20 protein-coding genes and 1 riboswitch are annotated in these 23654 nt (G+C 48.9%); of the genes, 10 read left to right on the forward strand and 10 right to left on the reverse strand.

The window, feature by feature from the left end; all coding sequences use genetic code 11:
* Window positions 1–15: 15 nt before the first annotated feature.
* The 3 genes from metX to LCM10_RS10105 all read left to right on the forward strand — a co-directional run bounded on the left by metX (window position 16) and on the right by LCM10_RS10105 (window position 4401).
* A complete protein-coding gene (gene metX, locus LCM10_RS10095) occupies window positions 16–1098 on the forward strand; it encodes a homoserine O-acetyltransferase MetX (RefSeq protein WP_224876114.1) in 1083 nt (360 codons plus the stop codon).
* A 273-nt stretch (window positions 1099–1371) separates the two neighbouring features.
* The gene (locus tag LCM10_RS10100; RefSeq protein WP_224876116.1) at window positions 1372–2835 is read left to right on the forward strand and encodes a S41 family peptidase; all 1464 of its coding nucleotides are present in this window, start codon (window positions 1372–1374) and stop codon (window positions 2833–2835) included.
* A 369-nt stretch (window positions 2836–3204) separates the two neighbouring features.
* Window positions 3205–4401, forward strand: a complete 1197-nt coding sequence (locus LCM10_RS10105) for a PDZ domain-containing protein (protein WP_224876117.1) — start codon at window positions 3205–3207, stop codon at window positions 4399–4401.
* Between the two features lie 46 nt (window positions 4402–4447).
* Here the strand turns inward: LCM10_RS10105 and LCM10_RS10110 are convergent, their stop codons facing one another.
* Window positions 4448–5677 carry a dicarboxylate/amino acid:cation symporter gene (locus tag LCM10_RS10110; protein WP_224876118.1) on the reverse strand — a complete coding sequence of 410 codons (1230 nt, stop codon included), beginning with the start codon at window positions 5675–5677 and terminating at the stop codon, window positions 4448–4450.
* A gap of 239 nt (window positions 5678–5916) precedes the next feature.
* On the opposite strand from LCM10_RS10110, the gene LCM10_RS10115 reads away from it, so the two are divergent.
* The 3 genes from LCM10_RS10115 to LCM10_RS10125 all read left to right on the forward strand — a co-directional run bounded on the left by LCM10_RS10115 (window position 5917) and on the right by LCM10_RS10125 (window position 9061).
* Window positions 5917–7041 carry an MBL fold metallo-hydrolase gene (locus LCM10_RS10115; RefSeq protein WP_224876119.1) on the forward strand — a complete coding sequence of 375 codons (1125 nt, stop codon included), beginning with the start codon at window positions 5917–5919 and terminating at the stop codon, window positions 7039–7041.
* A 119-nt stretch (window positions 7042–7160) separates the two neighbouring features.
* Window positions 7161–8033 carry an ABC transporter permease subunit gene (locus LCM10_RS10120; RefSeq protein ID WP_224876120.1) on the forward strand — a complete coding sequence of 291 codons (873 nt, stop codon included), beginning with the start codon at window positions 7161–7163 and terminating at the stop codon, window positions 8031–8033.
* Window positions 8030–9061 carry an ABC transporter permease gene (locus tag LCM10_RS10125; protein WP_224876121.1) on the forward strand — a complete coding sequence of 344 codons (1032 nt, stop codon included), beginning with the start codon at window positions 8030–8032 and terminating at the stop codon, window positions 9059–9061. The genes LCM10_RS10120 and LCM10_RS10125 overlap by 4 nt, the downstream gene beginning before the upstream one ends.
* Before the next feature lie 42 nt (window positions 9062–9103).
* Here LCM10_RS10125 and LCM10_RS10130 read toward each other — a convergent pair whose 3' ends face one another.
* From LCM10_RS10130 to LCM10_RS10155, 6 genes are all read right to left on the reverse strand, one after another.
* Window positions 9104–9682, reverse strand: coding sequence for a TVP38/TMEM64 family protein (locus LCM10_RS10130; protein ID WP_224876123.1), 579 nt, complete (start codon window positions 9680–9682; stop codon window positions 9104–9106).
* Between the two features lie 35 nt (window positions 9683–9717).
* Window positions 9718–10632, reverse strand: coding sequence for a F510_1955 family glycosylhydrolase (locus LCM10_RS10135; protein WP_224876124.1), 915 nt, complete (start codon window positions 10630–10632; stop codon window positions 9718–9720).
* A gap of 20 nt (window positions 10633–10652) precedes the next feature.
* On the reverse strand, window positions 10653–11339 hold the full coding sequence (locus LCM10_RS10140; protein ID WP_224876125.1) for a response regulator transcription factor: 687 nt from the start codon (window positions 11337–11339) through the stop codon (window positions 10653–10655).
* Window positions 11340–11341: 2 nt separating this feature from the next.
* A complete protein-coding gene (locus LCM10_RS10145) occupies window positions 11342–12718 on the reverse strand; it encodes a sensor histidine kinase (RefSeq protein WP_224876126.1) in 1377 nt (458 codons plus the stop codon).
* 108 nt (window positions 12719–12826) lie between these two features.
* A complete protein-coding gene (locus LCM10_RS10150; RefSeq protein ID WP_224876127.1) occupies window positions 12827–14113 on the reverse strand; it encodes a cell wall-binding repeat-containing protein in 1287 nt (428 codons plus the stop codon).
* 152 nt (window positions 14114–14265) lie between these two features.
* On the reverse strand, window positions 14266–15123 hold the full coding sequence (locus LCM10_RS10155) for a DUF1206 domain-containing protein (protein ID WP_224876129.1): 858 nt from the start codon (window positions 15121–15123) through the stop codon (window positions 14266–14268).
* A gap of 714 nt (window positions 15124–15837) precedes the next feature.
* A riboswitch (cyclic di-AMP (ydaO/yuaA leader) is annotated at window positions 15838–16037 on the forward strand.
* A 198-nt stretch (window positions 16038–16235) separates the two neighbouring features.
* Between LCM10_RS10155 and LCM10_RS10160 the strand changes: the two genes are divergently transcribed.
* Window positions 16236–16892, forward strand: a complete 657-nt coding sequence (locus LCM10_RS10160) for a potassium channel family protein (protein ID WP_224876130.1) — start codon at window positions 16236–16238, stop codon at window positions 16890–16892.
* 3 nt (window positions 16893–16895) lie between these two features.
* Window positions 16896–18218 (forward strand): TrkH family potassium uptake protein, encoded by a 1323-nt coding sequence (locus LCM10_RS10165; protein ID WP_224876131.1) that lies wholly within the window; start codon window positions 16896–16898, stop codon window positions 18216–18218.
* 41 nt (window positions 18219–18259) lie between these two features.
* Here the strand turns inward: LCM10_RS10165 and LCM10_RS10170 are convergent, their stop codons facing one another.
* From LCM10_RS10170 to LCM10_RS10180, 3 genes are read right to left on the reverse strand one after another with little or no spacing between them, the layout of a single operon-like run.
* Window positions 18260–18874, reverse strand: coding sequence for a hypothetical protein (locus tag LCM10_RS10170; protein ID WP_224876132.1), 615 nt, complete (start codon window positions 18872–18874; stop codon window positions 18260–18262).
* The gene (locus LCM10_RS10175; protein WP_224876133.1) at window positions 18867–19907 is read right to left on the reverse strand and encodes an ABC transporter permease subunit; all 1041 of its coding nucleotides are present in this window, start codon (window positions 19905–19907) and stop codon (window positions 18867–18869) included. The genes LCM10_RS10170 and LCM10_RS10175 overlap by 8 nt, the downstream gene beginning before the upstream one ends.
* Entirely contained in the window at window positions 19904–20791 is an 888-nt protein-coding gene (locus LCM10_RS10180; protein ID WP_224876134.1) for an ABC transporter permease subunit, read from the reverse strand. Before LCM10_RS10180 ends, LCM10_RS10175 begins: the two co-directional genes overlap by 4 nt.
* Window positions 20792–21122: 331 nt before the next feature.
* Between LCM10_RS10180 and serC the strand changes: the two genes are divergently transcribed.
* Complete coding sequence (gene serC / locus LCM10_RS10185) at window positions 21123–22199, forward strand: 3-phosphoserine/phosphohydroxythreonine transaminase (protein WP_224876136.1); 1077 nt, start codon at window positions 21123–21125, stop codon at window positions 22197–22199.
* 89 nt (window positions 22200–22288) lie between these two features.
* Entirely contained in the window at window positions 22289–23461 is a 1173-nt protein-coding gene (locus tag LCM10_RS10190; RefSeq protein ID WP_224876138.1) for a phosphoglycerate dehydrogenase, read from the forward strand.
* Window positions 23462–23654: the final 193 nt, after the last annotated feature.

A 23654-nucleotide genomic window follows, 5' to 3' on the forward strand; every position in this document is an offset into this window, starting at 1 on the left:
AAAGGAGGAGACGGAATGGAGAACCCCTATACCGGCAGGACCCCATACGAACTGAACTCCATTGTGATCCCGGCCCTGACCTTGGAAAGCGGAGAGGTGCTCAAAGAGGTGGAGCTCGTATATGAGAGGACCGGCAGAAAAGGTGGCCCGGTCGTCCTCATCTGCCACGCACTCACCGGCAATCATCTTGTCAAAGGGACGGTGGGAAATGAAGGCTGGTGGGACCGGCTCCTCGGACCGGGATCTTATCTTGATACGGATCAATATAACGTCATCTCATTCAATGTCCTCGGAGGAAACGATGGAAGCACCGGACCTGCTTCCATCGACCCTTCAACGGGCGAACCCTACGGCCGTAACTTTCCCCGGATTACGGTGAGGGATATGGTCAATGCTCAATATCTGGCGCTGAAAGAACTGTCAATTACGCATCTGCATGCGGTGATCGGCGGTTCTTTAGGCGGGATGCAGGCACTTGAGTGGGGGATGATGCACCCTGCCTCCACGGATAAGGTGTTTGCCCTTGCCGTCACACCCACTCTTGGCGATTACGGACTCGCCTTCAATCATATCGGCATTACGGCAATTGAATCAGACCCTGACTATCAGAAGGGGAACTACTCCCCGGGGTCACGATTGAAGGGGCTTGAGATGGCGAGGATGGTCGGGATGGTCACATACCGGACGCCAACGCTATTTGACGATCGCTTCAAGCGGGAAGAAGCCCCAACCTGTTTTCAAGTGGAAAGCTACCTTGATTATCAGGGAGGTAAGCTTGCGAAGCGATTCGACCCGAACAGCTACCTTACATTATTGAAAGCGATGAACTCCCATGACGTGGGCAGGAACCGCAGTGGTACGCTTGTCTCCCTCGCAAAAAACTATGGGACTGAACTCATCACCATCGGCTACGAAGGTGATTTGATCTACGACCCGCACAAGATGGAAACGTTCACAAATGAGGTGAGGCGTGGCCGGCATTATTTCATTTCGACCAGTTTTGGCCATGATGGTTTCCTCGTTGAATTCGAGAAATGGGGGAGCATCATTTCTTCCCATCTGAACGACCACCGAACCAAACGGGTTGTGAACGCCTAAACTATCATAACCTGTCCCCCTCCGGCATATAGTGAAATAAGCAAAGACATCGCACCGCGAAGAAGCGCGTTTTTGTGTGGTGTCTTTTTTATTGGTGGGCGTTTTCAACATGATTTGAACAAACAGTCCAAGGATAAGAATGGTCACCGCTTTTTCGCAGTGTTGGGAGCATGGATTGAACTGGTGAATACCGTGAAAATGGACAAACCAGTCGCAACCTGAATGCAGCCGGCACTGTTCTTATCAGCCATGACAAGAGTTGGAGGGGGAAATATGGAGTTGAGAGGCAAAAAGCTCATCATTGCAATCGTGGTCAGCATGCTGATCGGAGCAGGAGGAATGTACGGAGGCGTCACCTACCTTGATTTTAACGATTCCAGCGATCTTGCGGATTTCAGCGATAAGGGTGACGTGAACGATAAGCTGCACAAGGTGGAAGTCGCATATGATTTGATCAGTGAGAAGTTTTTTCAGGATGTGAATAAGGGAGAGCTGGTCGAAGGGGCCATCCAGGGGATGCTGAAAACGTTGGATGATCCATACTCGGTCTATATGAACGCCGAAACGGCCTCACAGTTCAACGATGCCCTAGATTCCTCATTCGAAGGAATCGGAGCCGAGGTGACGATGATGGACGGCAAGCTGATCATCGTGGCACCTTTTAAAAATTCACCTGCGGAGGAAGCGGGACTGAAGCCGAATGACCGCATCGTCAAGATCGACGGCAGCAGCATCGACGGCCTCGATTTATATGAAGCGACCCTCAAGATCAGAGGGAAGAAAGGCACCAAAGTGAAACTCGAAGTCCTCAGGGAAGGGGTCACGGACCCGATCGAAGTTTCCGTGAAACGGGACGACATCCCGGTCGAAACCGTCCATTCAGATGTGAAGAAGGTGAACGGAACGTCAACAGGGTACATCCAGATCACCACCTTCTCGGAAAACACGGCTATCGATTTTAAAAAGCAGCTGACAGAACTTGAAAAGAAAAACGTGGAAGGCCTGGTCATCGACGTCCGGGGGAATCCAGGCGGACTCCTATCAAGTGTCGAACAGATCCTTCAGGAATTCGTCACCGGCAAAAAGCCGTACATCCAGATCCAGGAACGAAGCGGCGAAGTGATGAAATCCTTCTCCGATAATAAGAAAAAGAAAGCCTACCCGGTCGTGATCCTGATTGACGAAGGAAGTGCATCCGCTTCTGAAATCCTGGCCGGTGCACTCAAGGAATCGGAAGGGTATCCGCTGATCGGAACGAAGAGCTTCGGAAAAGGTACCGTGCAGCAGGCCGTCCCGATGGGGGATGGAAGCAACATCAAGCTCACGATGTACAAATGGCTGACACCGAACGGCCACTGGATCCACAAAAAAGGGATCAAGCCCGATATCCCAGTCAAGCAGCCTGCCTACTATTATGCTCATCCACTTCAGGTTGAAAAACCATTGAAGCTGGAAATGAATAACGAACAAGTGAAGAACGCCCAGGAAATGCTGAAAGGCCTCGGCTTCATGCTCGACCGTACAGACGGATACTACAGCAAGAAAACCGAACAGGCCGTCAAGGAATTCCAGATCCAACAAGGCCTCGACATGAACGGCGTCATCAACACTGAAACCGCCCAGCACCTTCAGGCAGAGATCTACCAGAAGGTCCAAAACGAAAAGAACGACCTTCAACTGCAGGCAGCCATCGAATACGTCAACCGCATCGCAAAGGCGCAGGCGAAAACTGAATAATAGGAGTGGACCGCTTCTTTTGGAAGCGGTCTTTTGTTTTTGGGTGAGTGGCTTCTTGATTGAGCGGTGCCAGGCACAGAATGACTGGATTGAGCCAGGCACAAAAGGGTGTAATTGAGCCAGGCTCAAAAGGCCAGGATTGAGCCAGGCAAAAAGAGCCGAATCGTGCCAGGCACACTCCCGCCACCATCCCGGAATTTCCGACATCATTTCCCGGGAAAATATAACGGATGCTGTCGAAAGAATTCAATAGATTACCGAAACACTTCTTTTTGTAATAGAATCAGAAAAAAATTGCAATAGGTTTTACCAGAGTATTTTGATAAAATGATAGATAATAGAAAATCGTGTAGAGGGGGTGGCGTTTCATTGGTCGAGCTCTGGCTGTTGGACGCCTTGAAGGCATTAGGCAAGTTCATTCTTCACCCGGTCTTGATCCTGTCTGTGTGTTTGGCGGTCCTGACTGGGTATTATCGTGTGAAAAGAGAACGGAAAGATTTTCATACAAGGTTATTGGACGGGTATCATGATACGCGTGTTTTATTATCATATGGGATTGCTGCAGGGCTTTTGTTTTCCTTGGTCACCGTGGGAGTGGGACTTGTTGTTCCGGTTATTTCCCTAACGTTGATCGGGGCCTTGAGTGTTCTGTTTGCTCTTACGAGGAATTTTCACCTTGTCTCGGCTGCCATTACGGTCGGGTTCTCATATTTTCTTCTTGTGACGGTCCATTATTTCGGTTGGGACATCCCGTACCTTGATACATATATGGAAGGATTAAATCTTGGGCTGCTCAGTTCGATTATGATCCTTGCCGGTGTGCTGACATTGATCGAGGGCATCCTGATTGGCATCAATGGATGGAAGCATACGTCACCGCGACTGATGAAAAGTGAGCGTGGCTTGAAGGTAGGGGTCCATGAAAGCAGGAAGCTGTGGATGGTGCCGATGTTTGTGCTCCTTCCGACGGGGAATCTGAGTCTGCCGTTTGATTGGTGGCCGGTCTTCACGCTTGGAACAGAGAATTATTCGCTGCTTTGTGTCCCGTTCTTACTAGGATTTCAGCAAGTGGTCAAAAGCACGCTGCCGGAAATTGCGATTAAGCAGACCGCGTCCCGTGTTTTCTGGCTCGGTGCCTTCGTGCTCACACTTGCTGTGACTGGCTTCTTTGCACCGATGTTTTCAGTTGCATCCGGGGTCGTTGCCATCCTTGGCCGCGCCTGGATTGCGTATCGCCATCATTCATCAGAGGAAACGAAGCCTTATTTTTATAAAAGACAATCGAGTGGCGTCATGATCCTCGGCATCCTTCCGGGTTCGCCGGCTGAGAAGCTGTCGCTTGGGATCGGAGAGGTCATCCTGAAAGTGAACGGCATTGAGGTCAGGACGGAACGTGAATTTTACGAGGCACTTCAGAAGAATGGTGCCTATTGTAAACTTGAAGTGTTGGACGTCAACGGAGAAAATCGCTTTGCACAGGGTGCGCTATATGAAGGCGACCACCACGAACTCGGCATCTTATTCGCCGACCAGGATTCGGGCTGGGATCGCCATCAGGTATCATAGCAATGTAAAAAAGCTTGCAGAGATGAGTCTGCAAGCTTTTTTATGATTAGATTGTCGATTCGGCTTCATTTTTTTCTGTTTTATCAATGATGGCGGTCCCGACTAAGTCACCTGTGACATTCAGCGCTGTCGCTCCCATGCCGACCAGGGCGTCGATTGCAGTCAAGAGTGCGACGGTTTCCATCGGCAATCCGAGCTGTGCGAATACGGTCGCGATCATGACGATTCCCGCACCTGGAACGCCGGCGGTTCCGATTGATGCAAGTGTCCCGATCAGGACGACGACAAGCATTTCTGTCAGCGTCAATGGATCGCCGACCACGTTAGCGGCAAATACAGCGGATACCGCGATCCGGATGGCGGCGCCGTCCATGTTGATGGTCGCGCCGAGCGGAAGGCTGAAGCCATACAGGCTTTTGGACAGCCCTAAGTTCTTCGCCGCATTGAGCGTAAGGGGCAGTGTGCCTGAGCTGCTTTGCGTGACGAAGGCCGTGACCATCGGTGTGCGGGCCTGGGCAAAGAAAGCACCCGGTTTGATTTTAAAGAAGATCATAAACAGGATGTACAGCCCGATCTGAACCGCAATGGCCACATACAATACAAGCACCATGTTCCCGAGGGACAATAGGGTGTCCATGCCCTGATTCCCGACTGTATTTGCCATGATGGCGAAGATGCCGACCGGCACATACTGTAAAACTGCCTTCATGATGACGAGTGTGGCTTCGTTCAAGCCTTCTGCAACCTTATAGACTTGTTCCCCGACTTCATGGAACTGTTCACTCGAACGTAAATAAGAGATTGCAATTCCAAAGGTGAGTGCCGTGAAGATGATCCCGAGCAGATTGAACTCGGTGAAAGCCGTCACGATGTTATCAGGGATGATGTTGAGCAGCACGCTGACGATCCCTGGATTTTCAGGGACTTCAAACGTTTCACTTGTATCGAGCGTCATGCCTGTACCAGGGTCGAACAGGCTGGCGACCGAAACCCCGACCACAATGGCTAAAGCAGAAGTCAGTACATAATATAAGAACATTTTTCCGCCCATCCGTCCGAGCTTGTTCACATTCGTCTGGTTCACTCCGACAATCAGCGTGAACAGGATCAGTGGAAGGATGAGAAATTTCAATAAGCGGATCAAGACGTCACCGAGCGGTTTCAGAACGGCCGCGTCTTGGCCGAATACGAGCCCCGCGATGACACCTAGAACCAGTGCGATGGTTATTTTTAAAATAAGAGAGGCATTGAGGTATTTCGTCCATATCGCCTTCATCTTATCTCCTCCTTTGTTTGGTAGTTTTACCCTATAAGCTCTATAAGAATCCTTTATTAGTAAAGAAAATATTCGTATTGATTTAGTCGGGATTAAACTACGATACAACACATTATTTTTATTGTCAAAAGGCATGTCTTGCCAACAAGTTTCCTCCTGAAAAAGATTGAAAATTCATGTTTCGTAAATACGCATAAGGGTATAGTTGAGTGTGAATGAATTCGAAAGGAGATGTTTGTGTGTCTATGCAACCGATGCCGGTCAAAGATGTAGCCAAGAAAATCATGAAAAAAGAACGAATCTTCATCCTCGATGTCCGAGGTGAGGAGGACTATAAGAATTGGAAAATTGAAGGAGAAACCGTGGAAACCTTGAATATCTCGCTTAAGGAAATCAAGGAAAGCCCGCAGGAAGCGAAAGCGAAACTGCCGGAAGATGAGCCGATCTATGTTGTTTGTGCCAAGGGGATCTCGTCACAGGATGGAGTCGAAATCCTGAGGGAAGCAGGAGTGGAAGACATCACGTATGTCGTGAACGGGATGAACGGCTGGAGTGAGCATCTTGAGCCTGTGAAAATCGGCAAGCTGCCTGGTGAAGGCGGAGCGATTTATCAATTTGTCCGACTCGGAAAAGGATGTCTTTCTTATCTCATTGAATCCGACGGGGAAGCTGCAATCGTCGATGCGAACCGGATGACAGGATTTTATACCGATTTCATCGATGAGCAGGGAATAGGGCTGAAAGCCGTGATGGACACCCATCTTCACGCCGATCATATTTCGGGAGGCCGCGACTTGGCGAAGCAATACGATGCTGCTTATTATTTTCCTGAAAAGGATGATGAAGGTGTCGAATTCCAATACACGCCGCTAAGGGATGGGGATGAAATCACGGTCGGAGCGGTGACGATCAAGCCGTTTTATTCTCCCGGTCATACAATCGGTAGCACGAGCCTGATTGTGAATGACGAATTTCTGCTATCGGGTGATATCCTCTTCGTTGAATCGATCGGCCGTCCCGATCTTGCCGGTAAAGCAGAGGATTGGGTTGGCGATTTAAGGGACACCCTGTACGAACGGTATAAGAGCCTTTCACCGGTATTAACCGTCCTTCCTTCCCACTTCGGTGAAATGACTGAACTGAATGCTGATGGAAGTGTCTATGAACGATTGGACAGGCTTTATGAGAAAAATCAAAAGTTGAAAGTGGATGACCGTGAGAAGTTCCGTCATCTCGTCACTGATCATCTGCCGGAGGAACCGAATAGTCATGAAGAAATCCGTGAAACGAATATGGGGAAGAAACAACCGGATGAGAGCACACAGCAGAAGATGGAGACTGGGCCGAATAATTGCTCTGTTTGATCCAATCCATCGTTAAAACAGGCAACCGAATTGGTTTCCTGTTTTTTTTCGTGCAATCACGTCCCTTTTTGGTATAATTTAACTATCATTAATAAATTCCACTTTATGGGAGGCTGTCGATGAAATTTCTGCAAATCTTAAAAACATTCATTCTCTCCGTTCTGGGGATTCTCCTGATGGGCGGCTTGCCGGTCCTCGTTTCAGGACTTGCCCAAAATGAATGGCGATTCCGTCAATATTGGATGACAATCGGTGAGATCATCGATGCCATCCTGCACCCTTCAGGTTTGACATACAAGGTCATCGGGGGACAGAAGGAGCGCGATCTGTTTCCTTATCTTTGGGAACCGATCCAGTATTCATTGACGGTCCTTTTTTCTTCTTTTTTCCTTAGCATGCTGATGGCAGCCCTCCTTACGATCTTCACCATGATGTTCTCCGAAAAAATCAGGGATTCTATTAAATTTGTTTTCTATTTATTTGAATCACTGCCGGATCTCCTCATCATCCTGCTGCTTCAATTGGCCCTTTTATATTCCTACAAGCAAACTGGCGCAGTTTTGGTCGGAATCGCCGCAACCTATGAAGAGAAAATCTATGTTCTTCCGATCATTGTGCTCTCGATTCTGCCGACGATCCAGCTGTATCGCTTGACCATCATGACGTTCGAGAAAGAAGAGAAGAAGGATTACGTTCTGCTAGCAAAGTCCATCGGGCTTGGCCGCTTGTTCATTTTAATCGTACATATCCTTAGGAATGCCGTTATTTCCGTGTTTTTTCAATCAAAGAAAACGGTGTGGTTCATGCTCTCGAATTTATTTGTCGTCGAGCTGCTGTTCAATATCCCGGGCATCACCAGATTTCTCATGGCCACCCTGCAGCCCAAATTATTTACGCTCGCGCTGCTGAGCATATTCGTACCGCTATTCTTATTTTATAACCTTGGGGAGTACATCCTTTCCCGCAAGGCCAACAGGGGGGAGGAGCTATGACGGAACGAAGTGTATGGAGGAATCCGTTATTCCTCACAGGATTCCTGTATCTGTCTTTTCTGATACTGGCAAGCTTTCTGTATACGTTCATATGGGACGATGAGGTCAGGAGGCTCTATTTTATCTCGGAGAATGGGGTTCTGGTCGAGTCGGCCCCCATCTCTCCAAAATGGAGCTTTCCGTTCGGGACCGATCCGCTTGGCCTCGATATGCTTGCGAAGATCCTGATCGGGGCGAAGTATACGCTGATCATTTCCTTCATCATCGCGTTCTTGAGAGTGGCGATTTCCCTTCCGGTGGCGTTTATTCTCGGGACGTACTTGCAACGGTTCAAAAAGTCGATCAATGGGACCATCGATTCGTTTCATTACATTCCGTTATCCATCTTGGCTTACTTCCTGCTTCACCCTGTGCTATGGGAACCGTTCAACGGCTTCCCGACAACGATGACGGAACGCCTCATCATTGAAATCATCGTACTGACCTTGCTGATCGTCCCGATTCTGTCGTCCTTACTCGGAAATGAAGTGTCGATGATCTATAAGGAAGAATTCATTCTCAGCGCCAGGGTGCTTGGGGCAAGTAAGCTTCGGATCATTTTCAAGCATATTTTCCCGATGTTGAAAGACAAGCTGGTCGTCCTGTTCGGTCAGCAGATCATACAGACACTGATCGTCTTCATCCACCTTGGATTGCTGCAACTGTTTGTGGGAGGGACGGACGTTGATTACTCCGTAGTAAAGGATCCGCCGCAGTCGATGACCAATGAGTGGTCAGGCTTGATCGGCGACACGTTCAGGTATCTACAAGGGGCACCGTGGATTCCGCTCACGCCGATCCTGTTCTTTGCAAGTGCGATGTTTGCCGTCGCCCTGATGATGGAAGGGTATGTCCGAGCAACTTCCGGGCATTCTTACTATTATAAGAAATTCAAAGAAAAGTATAAGAGTGAAAAAGACGCAGGAAAAATGGAAATGAGCGTCGATGATTTTAAACGTGTGGAAGTAAGGAACGAACTTAATGGATGAAACAGGGGAAAACGCCCGGAACGTTGTGTTCCGGGCGTTTTCTTATCCTCTATTTGAACGTATGAGTCGTACCGCTCCGTAGCCAAGTACCAATACGATAGCCGCACCGAGCATGATCCACGTCCCGTTCGATGACTGGATCACGTTCACGACGATCAACGCCTCGATCACCAGTGCAGGAATCTTCCCGATCGTACTGATGACGGCAAATGCCAATGTGGAGATGCTGCTGAATGCCGCGGCAGCCGTGACGACCCCGGATGGCACAAAGGGCATGATCCGGAACAGGAACAAGAGGAAGATCCACTCTTTGCCTTCCGCCTGCTTCAGTTTCATGAAGTAACGGTTCTCCGAGATGTTATCCAGCTTGGCAAGAGAGATCCCTTTCCGGTACAGGATAAAGGTGATGATCGCGCCGAGTGCTTCTCCGATGATGGAAATGAGCAAGCCGGTTTCAAAGCCGAAGTAGGAAATGTTGATTGCGGTGAGGAAGACGCTCGGGAGCACACCGGCAACACTGATTACGACGTTTACGATAATGCTGAATAGTGCGGGGAGAAAGGCAGTCCCGCTCAATTCGTTTTCCATGATTTCTTTTACTATCAGTGACAGCCATTCCATCGTCTTCATTCCTTATTTAAACAGTGTGAGGGGGACTATTCGATCTGTCCTTCACTCATGATTTCTTCCCATTCCCCGCCTTTGTCGGTTGTGCGGTAAATATCGTTTTTATAGGTCACGACCGTCAATTCATCGGGCTTGTCGGGGTTCTGGGTGATGTGCATGATCGGGTTGTCCTCTTTTAGGTCGGGCGCTTGAAGCGGGGTTTCTTTTCCGCTCTCAAGATTGAACTCGACCAGTGTGATTTTACCATTTTCAATGGACGAATACACGCCTGTTTTTTCGCTTAGTAAGATTCCGGTCGTCATCACGCCTTCGGTCTTGGCGTTGAAGCTGTTTCCTCCGTCTTCTGAAAGGAAGAGGCCGTCCCGGCTTGCGATTGCGAACAGGTTTGGATCAGTTGGATGGACAGCCATGCTGCCGATCCCGGTGGAGTCGAATCCGTCCATTTTTTTCTTCTCCCACTTTTGCCCTTCGTCATCTGTGGAGTACAGCCCGGCTTCAAGTTCTGAGTTGGGTTCTTGATTCAAGACATACACAACACCGGAGTCATAGCCTGTGGCAAGGTAATGGAAATCCGTTTCCCCGTAAAAAGCAAGCTTCTCAAGGCTTGCTCCGTAGTCGGTGCTTTTGACGAGACCGAGTGGGTTTTGCAGGTCAGAGCCCTCTTCGGGGTGACCGCTTGAATAGAACCCCTCGCTGTATGGGGAGAATCCCATATAATCGTGTTTCTTGCTGTTCGCTTCGGACCATTTTCCATCTTCGTATTTTAATAGTCCATCATGGGTCGCAATGACGAAGGCTTCTTGAGCATTCGGGTAACCTGCGCCATGGAGGTGTTCGACCTTTCCGTTGTCTATGTCCGTGAATGCATAATCTTCGCTTCCGGAAGAAGAGCATCCTGTCATTACAAGGGCTGCAGCCGCTGCCATTCCGATTAACTTCTTCATTGAATCTCCTGCTTTCTACATTAGATTTTCCATTGATAGCCGATTCCCCAAACGGTCGTCAGATGTTCTTCGATCGGGAAGTCGGCGCGTTTGAGCTTGTCCCTCAAGTTACGGATGTGGGAGTCGACCGTCCTTGTCTCGGTCGTCGCATTCACATCCCACACCATCACGAGCAGCTGATCCCGGGTATAGACGCGCTCCGGGTTCTTCATGAGCGCCTCAAGAAGCTTGAATTCCTTCATTGTGAGTGAGATTCTATTGTCCCCGTGATGGAACGTATAAGAGCTGAAATCAAGGGTGAACTCACCCCGGCTCAAACGTAGGCTCTCAGCCGAATGGAATTCGTTGTTCTCCCGTCGCAATAGGGCATTTACGCGGGCAAGGAGCTCTTCTTCATCGAAAGGCTTTGTGATATAATCATCCGCCCCTGCATTCAGCCCTTTGATCACATCTTCTTTTGTATCCCTCGCCGTCAGCATGATGATGGGGACGGGGGAGAAGGAGCGGATCCGCTCGCATGTCTCCCAACCCGAGAGTTCAGGCATCATGATGTCGAGGAGGACGGCATCGATTCTTTTCTTCCGTATGATTTGTATCGCTTCATGGCCATTATTCACTTTCACGATCGAATACCCCGCTGGCCTTAAATAAAGCTCCAACAGGTTCAACATCCGGGATTCATCATCCACAAGTAACATTGTCCTCATCTTCATCCTCCTTCAGTATTTGGCATCTTGATTGCGACCGTTGTCCCTTTTCCTTCGGTAGAGGTGACGGAAATGGCGCCACCATGTGCTTCCACAAGCATCTTGACGATCGAGAGTCCCAACCCGCTGCCCCCGAGCTCGCGTGACCTTGATTTTTCGACACGATAGAGGCGTTCAAAAATCAAGGGGATGTCGGACTGTGAAATGCCGATTCCTTCATCCTTGACGATGAACTCAACCGATTGTTCCTTGGATGTGACGTGGAGGATTGCCGATGTATCCTCCTTCGAATATTTCCTTGCGTTATCCAGAAGATTCACGAGGATCTGCCTGAGCCTGATTGGATCGGCGTGCAAAGTGAGGTGGGGTTCACACTCTACGTGCAGCATCTTTCCTTCGCTCTTGAAAGCGGGTGCCATCTTTGAATGGATGCTGTGCAGGAAAGGGCAAAGATCGAATGTTTCTTTAAAAATCGTAAACGCATTTTCATCGAGTTTCGCGAGCTCGAATAAATTTTCCACAAGCTTCACGATCGTGCCCGTCTCTTCCTGGATGATCCGTAAGTATTCCTGACGGTCACGTTCGTCGATATTTTCTCGCAAGGCGACATTCGTATAGCCTTGGACATATGTAAGGGGCGTCCTCAGTTCGTGTGAAATGCTGGCAAGGAATTCAGCCCTGTCCCTTTTCATCGTGTTCAGATCCTGTGACAGCTTGTTGATCGATTCGCCGAGTTCCCCGAGCTCATCATGGCCGAGCGGGGGAAGGGTGACATCATAATCTCCGTTGCTGATCCTCTCCGTGGCATGCTTCATCCGGATCAGTGGCCTGGTCAGAAGCTTTGATAGGGTGAAGTGGATGACGACGAGCAATATGAGACTCGAGATCCCCGCAATCAAGAAGTGGGCGTTCAGTTCCCTGATCAACTCCCGGAGCGGAGCCGTGCTTTTGAACATATACACATAGCCTGCTTGACTGTCTGTCCTGAATGGAGTGACCGTTGCCAGATACTGCTGCTCTCGATAATCCCCTTCAAGGACCGTGCCGTTGCGGCCGGAAGGAGGGGGCGCTTTTATGATCTGTTTTTTCAGCGTTGAAGGGAGTCCTGGGGAACTGATGATTTCCTTTCGTTCCCGGTTTGTAATCAATACTTCGGTTTCCGTTTTTGATTCCATCAATGCAATGTGCCGGAGGGTATCCTCTGAATAATGATCCTCAAGGACATCCCTGTGGCTGTTCCCGCGGGATTGAATGGCTTCCAGTTCTTCCCCGATGCGATTGTTCACGATTTTTTCATGAAGATAAAACATGAGCAGGGCTTCAAGGATCAACACGACCACCGTAAAATACACCGCGAGCTTCGTGGAAATCTTCTTCATGGATACCCTCCTTTCCTACCAATGATATCGTACCTGAATTTTTTGAAGAAAATGTGCAGATTCCGGATTATCCGGTACTACTGCCATCAAGCCACCCTACAAGTCGGATTAATGACTTCCATGCTCTCCGCCGCTCGCAGGGACGATCTCCAGGACATCATCCAGGATACCCTGTGATTGATGGGAAACGGCTTCGCGGCCTCCGATGACCGTGCCGTGATTATAAGGACCGTCTTGTGGACTGTCCTTGAATAGTGGCTTGATACCGGCCAGGAAGTCGGTCACGATCTTACCGGCTTCACCATCCTCCAGCCAAATGAGAGGGGAGTGTTTCCCGAGATGGGAAAACGGTGCCGCCGGAATTGCAAGCTGAGAGGTAGAGGTAGAAATGAAAGACAGACCGTGTCCGGGTTCATCGAAGCCCCAGCCGAATCCTGTGTCATCATCCTTGAACGATGCGAATTCCACACTCATCGTTACAGGGTCACTCCCTTTTATCCTCGTTACGTTTCCGAAGTCTTTCAGTTCCTTTTCTACCTTTTCTGATAACACATCCGTCGAGCCCAATAGATAAAGATTCGCTTGACCGTCCCTTTTCTCGAGCGCTTTCTTCGTTTCTTCCGGGATGCCGCCGTCATTCACATACAGGAGGGGCTCCGGCATATGGGCGATCCAGTTGGCCGCGATGAGCGAATAAAGCTTTGCTTTTTCTTCGGAGGAGACGATGATGATGTTTTCCGGATACGTCCCATTGGTCACCTCGGCATAGGCTTTGTCGATTTCAGCCGCGAAGCGTTCAGGGGATGAGGCTTTCATTTCTTCTGTCTTGTATCCTTTCAGCTGTTCTGATACGGCTCTCGGTGCATCTCCCATCACCATGATCTCGGTTTCGTTGACATTCCCCTTCGGATCCAATCGGTTGATTTCATTCATGGTAGCATCCGAGATCCCGTCTTCCTGATAGAAGAGGACCGGTCCGTTATTCGGATGATGGACAAGATCGACTGCCGCCAATCCAAGCTGCCATTGACTCTGTGGAACAAGGATGACCGTACCGGGCTGGTTATTCCCATGGGTTGCGGGCCAGATCATCTGTGAAGTGAGAATGGACACCGTTTCCGCATCACTTGAATCGAGCCGGGTCGTGTTTTTCGTCATGAGTGTTTGAAGATGATCCGAGGAAGATTCGTTGGTTGATTCAGGGATGTCAAAGCTTTTGGTTTTGTTGAGCTCACCAAAGATCTCATCGTTATGGTCATGATCACCGTGATCGTTGTGGCCATTTTCCGCATGGTGGGTTTCATCATGACCACTATGTTCATTTCCTTGATCGTTATTGCTGCATGCCCCGAGCAAGAGGACGAGCGTCACCATCATTGATAAACGTATTTTCATCTTTCAGCCTTCTTTCTACCTTATGTAAGAACATACTATATCCATTAAGTAAGCATTATCTATGCAATCTCCTTTATTGTACTAAATTGTTCACACAAAAAAACAGAGCCCGCTTGATCAGCCGAGGGCTCTGTCCTTTTCAATTGAAAAAATCAATACATACTGAGGTGACGGTTCTTCCCCTTAAGGATCTGATAGACCCCATAAAGGAACAAACCTGCCGCAACAATGGCCAGGATCCATTGACCAAAGGGTTGTTGCGCGATTTTCGAAAGCGCGCCGTCAAGTCCCTTTGTCTGATCGGGATCTGCCGTGATCGCCGTCTGGATGAAGAAATAGCCGACAAGGAGAAAGACGAGGCCACGGGAGTAGAGCCCGAGCTTTCCGGCTTTTTTCCCTAATTGCCATTCTTTATCCGACATTTTATGGCGTTTGAAATACTTCGTGTACTTCTCTGAGTATCCTTTATGGATTTCGTAAAGGGCATAACCGATGATGACGGCCCCGACGATCCCGACGATCCACTGACCGAAAGGCTGGGAGAGGAGCTTTGCAGACATCGTTTGTTTACCTGATCCCGAGCCGCTTTTCGCATGCATCGCGATCATGAAAGCATTGTAGGATAGTACAGCGTAGGCGATGCCGCTAAAGAGGTGGGACAGTCTCCTGAATGTCGATTTCACTTTGCTGCTGCCGGAGTGACCCGGATCCTTCACTACCTCGATGAAGCTCCATAAAACGATCCCGATCAGGCTGAATCCGACAATCCATAGCAATACTTCGCCGAACGGGGCCTGTGCCACCGCCCTGAATGCACCGCTCGAATCGGACATGCTCCCGCCGACCCCGAATGCTGCCATCAGGGCGAGGGCCCCGATCATCATATAGACACTTCCCCTTGCGATATATCCCACTCGTGCGAATCCCCTGATCCAGGGCTTGATATCCTCTCCTTTAGAAGAGCTCTTACTGCTTGTCACCTGAGATGCGATCGATGAAAAATCAGCCATAAACACTCGTCCTTTCTAGTACTTCGTTCATATAACTTATGTATGCTTTTCCCGGACAAGCAGGTTTGGAAACCTCATGAGACTATATAAATTTTGGCAAATGCCCTGAGAGGTCTCTATTTACAATCAGAGTCGAACACCTGCAACGAGAATCAACAAATAAAGTAGTGTTATGACAATAAAAAAGAAATGTCATATCCCTTCTCGAATCCTATTATTAAAGGTAGGATTACCCATCATGATTAATAGTAAAGATGCCCTTGATCTATAATGATATTTTTATGAAACAACAAGCCTTGTTGCTAACTAAAATAATGCCCCCTTAACGAATCTTGAAGATTTTATGCCGGTTCCAGCGGTTGATTGGAGTGCAAAACGAAGACTCCTACGGGAAAAGCGAGTTAGGTGAGACGTGTCTAGCTCCAGTGGTCTGCTCCCGTTTGAAAATTAACCTTCGACTTTTGAGGCGAAAAACGCCTCTAAAGACGAAGAAGATTTTTCAAAGGGAGCAAAACGCCCACTTCCGCTTTTCTAACCCACAGGAGCGAATGCGAAGAGGAGGCTCACCAACCGCCCGCGGAAAGCGAAGTTTTGCACGGGAATCGGGCAGCGGTGTTTAACAAAGTAATACAAAAAATTCTCAACAAAAGAGCTTTCAAAAAAAGTTATTTACAACAATCGGGGCGAGGAGTATGATAACAATCATCAAATGAATATTCTTTATCGCTTAATTCAATTCGAAGCGGGGGACCCGGGTAATAGGGGTGAATCCTTCTTGCTCTTCCTATGATTGAACCAGATGGCATGGTCGCTATGACTCATGTGGATCGGGGATGCAGGAGGGCAAAGAGGGTAGGGCTACTTTCATAGACCGAATCCGTCAGCTAACCCCGTAAGCGTAATGGAGGATGATGCTTGTGATCAAAAATCGATGACCGCAGGGTGTATTCCTTGTGGTCTTTTTGTGTGTTTTTTTTCCGGTATGACTGGGGGAAACGTTTCGCGTTTGAGTGACTTCGCCAAGGGGGAATATGCTCTTAGGCGGAGATTCAGCGACGATACCAATTAGAATTGGTTAAGCTAATAAAAAGGTTTTTTGGAGGTAGTACATCATGAAGAAACAATTTGCCGTCATCGGATTAGGAAGATTTGGAGGGAACCTTGTCCAGGAGCTTGCCGAACTCAATGTGGAAGTGCTGGCAATCGATATCAATCATGAGGTTGTCCAGAAGTTCCAGGACGTTGCGACTCATGCCGTCCAGGCGAATGCAATGGATGAATCGGTATTGAAATCACTCGGTCTCCGCAACTTCGATCATGTCATCGTCTCCTTCGGGGAGAATATCGAAGCGAGTATCCTGACGACGCTGCAGCTAAAGGAAATCGGGGTCAATGAAGTGTGGGTCAAAGCATCGAATGCCTACCATCAGAAGGTTCTCGACCGGATCGGGGCGGATAAGGTCATCCATCCCGAGCGTGATATGGCAAGAAGGATCGCCCATCATATCACATCGGAGAAAATCATCGATTATATAGAAGTATCAAAGGAACATAGTATCGTCGAGGTGCTGGCCACGAAGAAAGTGGCGGGCAAAAGCTTGTTGGATGTGGATGTCCGTGCGAAGTACGGATGCAACATCATTGCCATCCACCGCGGCGACGAAGTCATCGTCTCACCATCTGCAGAGGAAGTCATCCAGAAGGAGGATCTCTTGATTGTGATTGGTCATAACCGCGATATCAATCGTTTTGAAAAAGAAGGTGTATAAACGATGAAGGATAAAGTCATTCGATTGAGCCCGCCGCAACTGCTGGTGGTGACGTTCATCTTTTTCAGTACGCTCGGGATGTTTCTGTTGAAGCTCCCGTTTGCGACAGAGGACGGCATCACGATGCTCGACGCATTGTTCACATCTGTATCGGCGATGACGGTCACGGGGCTTGTCGTCGTGGACACAGGCAGCGTGTTCACGCTGTTCGGTGAAGTCGTCATCATGATCCTGATCCAAGTGGGCGGACTCGGCATCATGTCGTTTGCCGGTCTCATCTTCATGATGCTCGGAAAGAAAATCGGCTTCAAGGAACGGCTTCTCCTCCAGCAGGCATTGAATCAAACCTCTGTCGGGGGAGTCATCAAGCTGGTCAAATATCTCTTCGTCTTCTCGTTCATCGTCGAAGGGACTGCCATGGTGCTACTCGCCTTCAAATGGGTACCTGAATACGGATGGGGCAGGGGATTATACGTCAGCTTGTTCCATTCCATCTCTGCTTTCAATAATGCAGGCTTTTCCGTCTGGTCGGATAGCTTGATGGGATATGTAGGGGACCCATTGGTGAATATCGTCATCTCGGCTTTATTCATCATCGGCGGACTCGGGTTCACGGTGCTGGTTGATTTGTACCAGACGAGGTCGTTCAAGAAGTTCTCACTGCATACGAAGCTGATGGTGTGGGGGACGCTGTTCATCAATATGGCTGCCATGATCCTTATCTTCTTACTTGAATACAACAACCCAGGCACATTGGCGCCACTGTCACTGTTCGATAAGCTCCAGGGGGCGTATTTTCAAGCGGTCACCCCAAGGACGGCCGGGTTCAATACGCTTGACTACGGAAGCATGGAGAGGGATACCCTGCTCCTGACGATCCTGCTCATGTTCATCGGGGCGGGGAGTGCTTCAACGGGAGGCGGGATCAAGCTCACCACATTCCTTGTGATCACGATGAGCGCCTTTGCCTTCCTGAAGGAAAAAAGGGAGATCCGGGTATTCCACCGCACCATCGATGAGAAGCATATCTTTAAAGCGCTTGCCGTGTCGATGATGAGTATCTTTCTCATCTTTCTCTCGTTGCTCATCATGAATAATTCGGAAAAAGGGGCTTCATTCCTTTCGATCCTCTTTGAAGTCGTCTCGGCATTCGGAACCGTCGGCCTCTCGATGGGCATCACCGGCACGTTGACCGATATCGGAAAAAGTGTGCTCATCGTCGTCATGTTCATCGGGAAGCTGGGACCACTCACGCTGGCTTTCTCCCTATCCCGCCCGGATAAGGAGAAAATTCGTTACCCGAAGGAAGATATATTGACAGGATGAACAAAACCTGTGCCTACTTGCGGCACAGGTTTATTTTTTTACTAATATGGCCTTGCGTCTTTCTGCTCGGGCTTGAGGTTCCATTTACCCATATAGTAGCCGGGTTCATCCACGTTGTTAAGAGGGGCGTACAGTGCAATGCCTCTATATGAAGTCCCGTCCACCTCATACTCCGAAAGGCCTTCGCTCTTCCCGATGTTTTCCCCCGTTTCCCCATATGTTTCTTTTACTTGAGGAGGCTGCTGTTCCGGCCTGAATTGGGTGGAGATCTGGTATTGTTTCTCGGGATCCCTTTGTAAAACGATCAGGTATGTGCCGTCTTCCGCGACTTCGCCAGTATCCCCGATTTTCGTATCGGGAAGGGGATCGACGCTTCCGTTCGTGACGTTCAAGGGGTCTGTTCCCTCAGGAAATTGTGTTAATGAAACTTCAATGACCGCTCCTTCAGGAAGATTTGTTTCGCCTCGGAAAACAATCTTCCGTTTGTCATATTGGACATATGCCTGTATGTCGATCGGCTCAATTCCTGCTGCAGGGATATCGGCTTGTGGTTTCGCATCCGCTGCTTCAAGCGGCGGATTCACCCAGATGACGCGGCACCCCGACAGTAGGAGGAGGACGCTGACGAGAGCGGCCAACACTTTCAGCTTACCCATGAAGATCCCTCCTTTTCCCCGTTTGCATGAACTGGAAATGCTCCTTGCCGACGTTAGTCTGTGCCCGAGACTCCGTGTTCACCTTGCTGCGCTTCTTCTTACGGACAGCTTCCCCTTCAATTAAGACACTTCTCAGCACTGAACTGATCACATTCACACAGTAAATCGAAACGGCAAAGAACAAGAGCGGTGCTAACAGGAGAAGAGGCTTGTTGAAAATCTGCTGGATGTTGATGCTCATCGTCGCAGCCCATTCATTCGTGACCGAGAAATACTCCGGGATGGTTTCCAAGATCCCGAAATTGACCATCATCAGGCCACCCAGGGTGATGTGCAAGATCCCAAGCTGGACCAGAAGCAAAAGCGTCTGGGAAAGCTGCTCGGAAAATAGGACGATCGATTGGCGGCTGAATTGGGGCCAGAGGTGCTTCCGGATCAGATGGAACCTGGTGGCACCCATCGTCCTCGACACCGAGATGAAATCCTGCCTCAGGAAATCATTCATCCCCTGCCCGACATACATGCCGAGTGAAGGGAAGACGATCAACGAAATGACGATCACTTCAATGATCAAAAATTGAAATGAAGAGAGTGCTCCGCCGACAAATGCCTGCTGTAGCGGAAATAGCAGGATGTAGACGACAATGGCGAGCGGGATGAAGTTGAATGTATCCAATATTCCTTTGCTACCTTTCCTGATCCAGCGTGGAAGGAAGGCGTACAGGATCCCAAGGGTGAAGCCCCCTGCCATTCGAAGTAAGGCGATGACAATCGCCGAAATCAGTGTGTATTTTGCGCCAGCAACAAGGATCACGAACAAATTCCTTCCCAGTTTGTCACTTCCGAGCGGTGGCATCTCAGAGATGCTGTAGGGAGGTGCTGCAATGACTTTTCCGGTTTCTTCATCGGTCATATAGGACGGACCTGATTCCTGGAAATCAGGGATGAAGACAGGGACGAGAAAGCTTCCGATGATCAATGAAATCAACAGTAAGAAAGGGATCCAAAACCGTATGGACTTCAGTACTCTCATGCTTCTACCTCCCCGGCACCAATCGTTTTCGTCAGCAAAAGCTGCCCCGCACTGAATACGATGAAGAATGGGATGTAAATCATGAGCATCCCGATGAAAAAGGCACTCGGCTTGCTGGTGGCAACCGACAACAAGGCGACCATGAAGCCGTTGATATTAAAAAGGATTTCGATGATCAATAGATTCGAAAGCATCATTAGAAAGATCGGCTTGATATGATAATAGAAGCTGATCCAAACATTCCGGAATAGGTGGACCCATACCGTATAGGCCTTGGAGAAACCTTTTGAGAAAGAGAATTCCACATAGGGCTTGTCCCCTTCTTCCCTGAGCTGAAACAGGAAATTCTTCACTAGGAATGCGATCGGCATGATGGCGAGGCATACGATGGGAAGGACATAAATCTTTTCTTCTCCTATTTTATAAATATCAAGGAACAGGATATTGGTTTTCTTGAACAGCCAGATGATCAACAATTGCAGCAGCACCACGACCAGGACATCAGGCAGGGAGTCAAGGAGATCCAGCACCTTTAGGAATGTCCGCCGGGCACGGCGAGGGAGCAGCATGGACATATAGCTTATGAACGCCGAGCTGACGATGCTGATCAGGAACGCCGTAAGTAAGAGGACGAGCGAATAGCCGAACAGCTGCAGTAGCATCGGGAAGATCGGATACGCTTTTCCGTTCGCTTCAAGGGTGATGAAGATCGACTGTGGATGGAGCATATCATAGGAAACTCCTTTCAATGAGTCGATATAGTTGGCCATGTGGATGATCAACTCATGATCATAGGCGAGCAGGGAAGCTGCCCCACTGAAAAGGAACAGGCCGATGCAGGTCAATGTAAACTGGACCGGCAGCCACAAAAGTTGATTTCTCAAGGTATTTTCCCCCTTTTTCTATAAACCTTGATGACAATGCGATTACAAATATTTCAGAATATTTACCCATCTAACTATAACACTTCCATAAAATCCCTTCAAGAGAGTGACAAAGTCCCGCGCGAAGGTACGTCCCTCATCGCTTTAAAGCGATGAGGGACGTACCTTTGTTGAAATTTTAAAACTTAAAGGAAGGACACGGTGGATTTGGAAAGGGAAAGCAAAGGGGGATGTTAAGCGTTTACATGTCGGGTGGTGGAGATTGACGAAATGTGCGCCGTTCACTATAATTTGTTAAAAATTCTGAACTTTCTAAAGGGTGGTGTTAAGGATGAATAAGGTTTACAACTTTTCGGCCGGACCGGCTGTGTTGCCGAAACCGGTTCTTCAGAAGGTGCAGCAGGAATTGCTTGATTATGAAGACACCGGCATGTCCGTGATGGAACTCAGCCATCGTTCCCTGCCGTTCCAAGGGATCATCGACGACGCAGAGGCACTCCTCAGGGATTTGTTATCCATCCCGGATAATTATCATGTTATATTCATGCAAGGCGGGGCGTCGCTGCAATTTTCGATGATTCCCCTCAATCTGCTCGAGGCTGGCGGCACGGCCGACTATATTGTCACTGGAAGCTGGTCCAAGAAGGCAGTGAAAGAAGCGGAAAAGACGGGGAACGTCAACATCCTCAAGGCTGATGATCTCACTAGCCCGATCCCTTCCTATTCAAGGACGGATTTCTCTGAAAACGCCAGGTATGTACATATCACTTCGAATAATACAATAGAAGGAACACGATATCGTGACTATCCCGACACCGGGGATATCCCGCTGATTGCGGACATGTCATCGCATATCCTATCCGAGCGTCTCGATGTCTCGAAGTTCGGTCTGATCTATGCCGGTGCCCAGAAGAACCTCGGCCCTTCAGGGGTGACCGTTGCCATCGTGCGAGAAGATCTCGTTGGGGAAGCACCTGCCCATTGTCCATCACTATTGGATTACGGCACGTATGTGAAACACGGTTCATTGTTCAACACCCCGCCTACATTCTCGATTTATGTACTGAAACTGGTGCTTCAGTGGGTGAAGGAAAATGGTGGCGTAGAAGGAATGGAAGAACGCAATAAAGAAAAGGCGGACCATCTCTATTCTTATATCGATCAATCGAACTTGTTCGACAATCCCGTTTGTATGGAAAATCGGTCACTGATGAACATCCCGTTCACGACGAATGATGACGCCTTGAATGCCAAATTTTTAAAAGAAGCAGGGAATTCCGGTTTTCATTTCCTGAAAGGACACCGATCCGTCGGCGGCATGCGCGCTAGTTTGTATAACGCCATGGAGCCATCAGGCGTGGAAGCACTAGTCGAATTCATGAAGGATTTTGAACGCCGGCATTTTTAAAAGGATGTACTTATTCTTATAGATGAAAGACCGTCATGAACTTTCTGCCCGATCGACTTTTGAACATACTGTACTTAAGGAGGATCTACATGATTTCAATCAATACGTACAATGCAATCGCCAAACGTGGCCTCTCACTGATCGAGGACGACATCAATTATCACCTGAATGGAGAGGGAGATCCCGATGGACTTCTTGTGCGCTCCAAAAATCTGCATGACTTTTCATTCCCCCCTTCCCTTAAAGCGATTGCCCGGGCTGGGGCCGGCGTCAATAATATCCCGGTTGATGACTGTACCGAGAAAGGGATTGTTGTCTTCAACACACCTGGCGCTAATGCCAATGCGGTCAAAGAACTTGTCCTGGCGAACCTGATAGCGGCGTCACGGAACCTCTATTCCGCTGTTGGCTGGGCACAGACCCTTCGGAACGAAGAAGATGTATCCACTCTTGTGGAAGCTGGGAAAAAGGAGTTTGTCGGCAGGGAAATCAAGGGGAAAAAGCTAGGGGTGGTCGGCCTTGGCGCGATCGGTGTCCTCGTTGCAAACGATGCACTGGCACTAGGGATGGACGTTGTCGCCTATGATCCATTCATTTCCGTCGATGCCGCTTGGAGACTATCGCAGGATGTCAAAAGGGCGCATAACATCGAGGATGTATGGGCGCAATGCGATTTCATCACATTCCATATGCCGCTTACGGATCAGACGAAGCACTTTGTGAATAATGACGGCTTCAGGCGCATGAAAAAGGGCATCACCCTCTTGAATTTCTCGAGGGGCGAACTTGTGGAGGAAAGCGCGCTCGGAGAAGCATTGAAGTCAGGAATCGTCAAAAAATATGTCACGGACTTCCCGAATGAAAGAGTATTGAAATACGATCATGTCATCCCGGTCCCTCATCTTGGCGCCTCGACCGTGGAATCGGAGGAAAACTGTGCCGTCATGGCGACGAAACAGCTGAAAACCTATCTTGAGACGGGGAACATCAAACATGCCGTCAATCTCCCTGACGTCGAGCTTCCATACAGTGGGAAGATGAGGGTGACCGTGATGCATAAGAACATCCCGAATATGGTCGGAGGCATCACGACGATTCTTTCAGGCTACGCGGTCAATATCGCCGACATGATCAACCGGAGCAAGAACACATGGGCCTATACGATGATCGACCTGGATCAGGAACTTTCCCCGTCTGATCAGAATGATGTGAAGGCAAAATTGAAAGCCATCGACGGCGTCGTGTCCGTCCGCCTGATTTAAGGTGAGCAGCAAATGCTGCCCTGAATCAGTGAATCTTTGACTAGAACTCCCTTAACCCGAGAACAATGTGTAATGGATATACTCGGATTAAGGGAGGTTTCTATCTCTCCTATGATCAGGCTCACATGGAAGAATAGATTGTTTCTTCCTTTGTGAAAATGGGTAGGGGCATTTTTGGACAAGTAGAGAGGAG

Origin of the sequence: Rossellomorea aquimaris, assembly GCF_020171925.1 — a bacterium.
Lineage (GTDB): Bacteria > Bacillota > Bacilli > Bacillales > Bacillaceae_B > Rossellomorea > Rossellomorea aquimaris_F.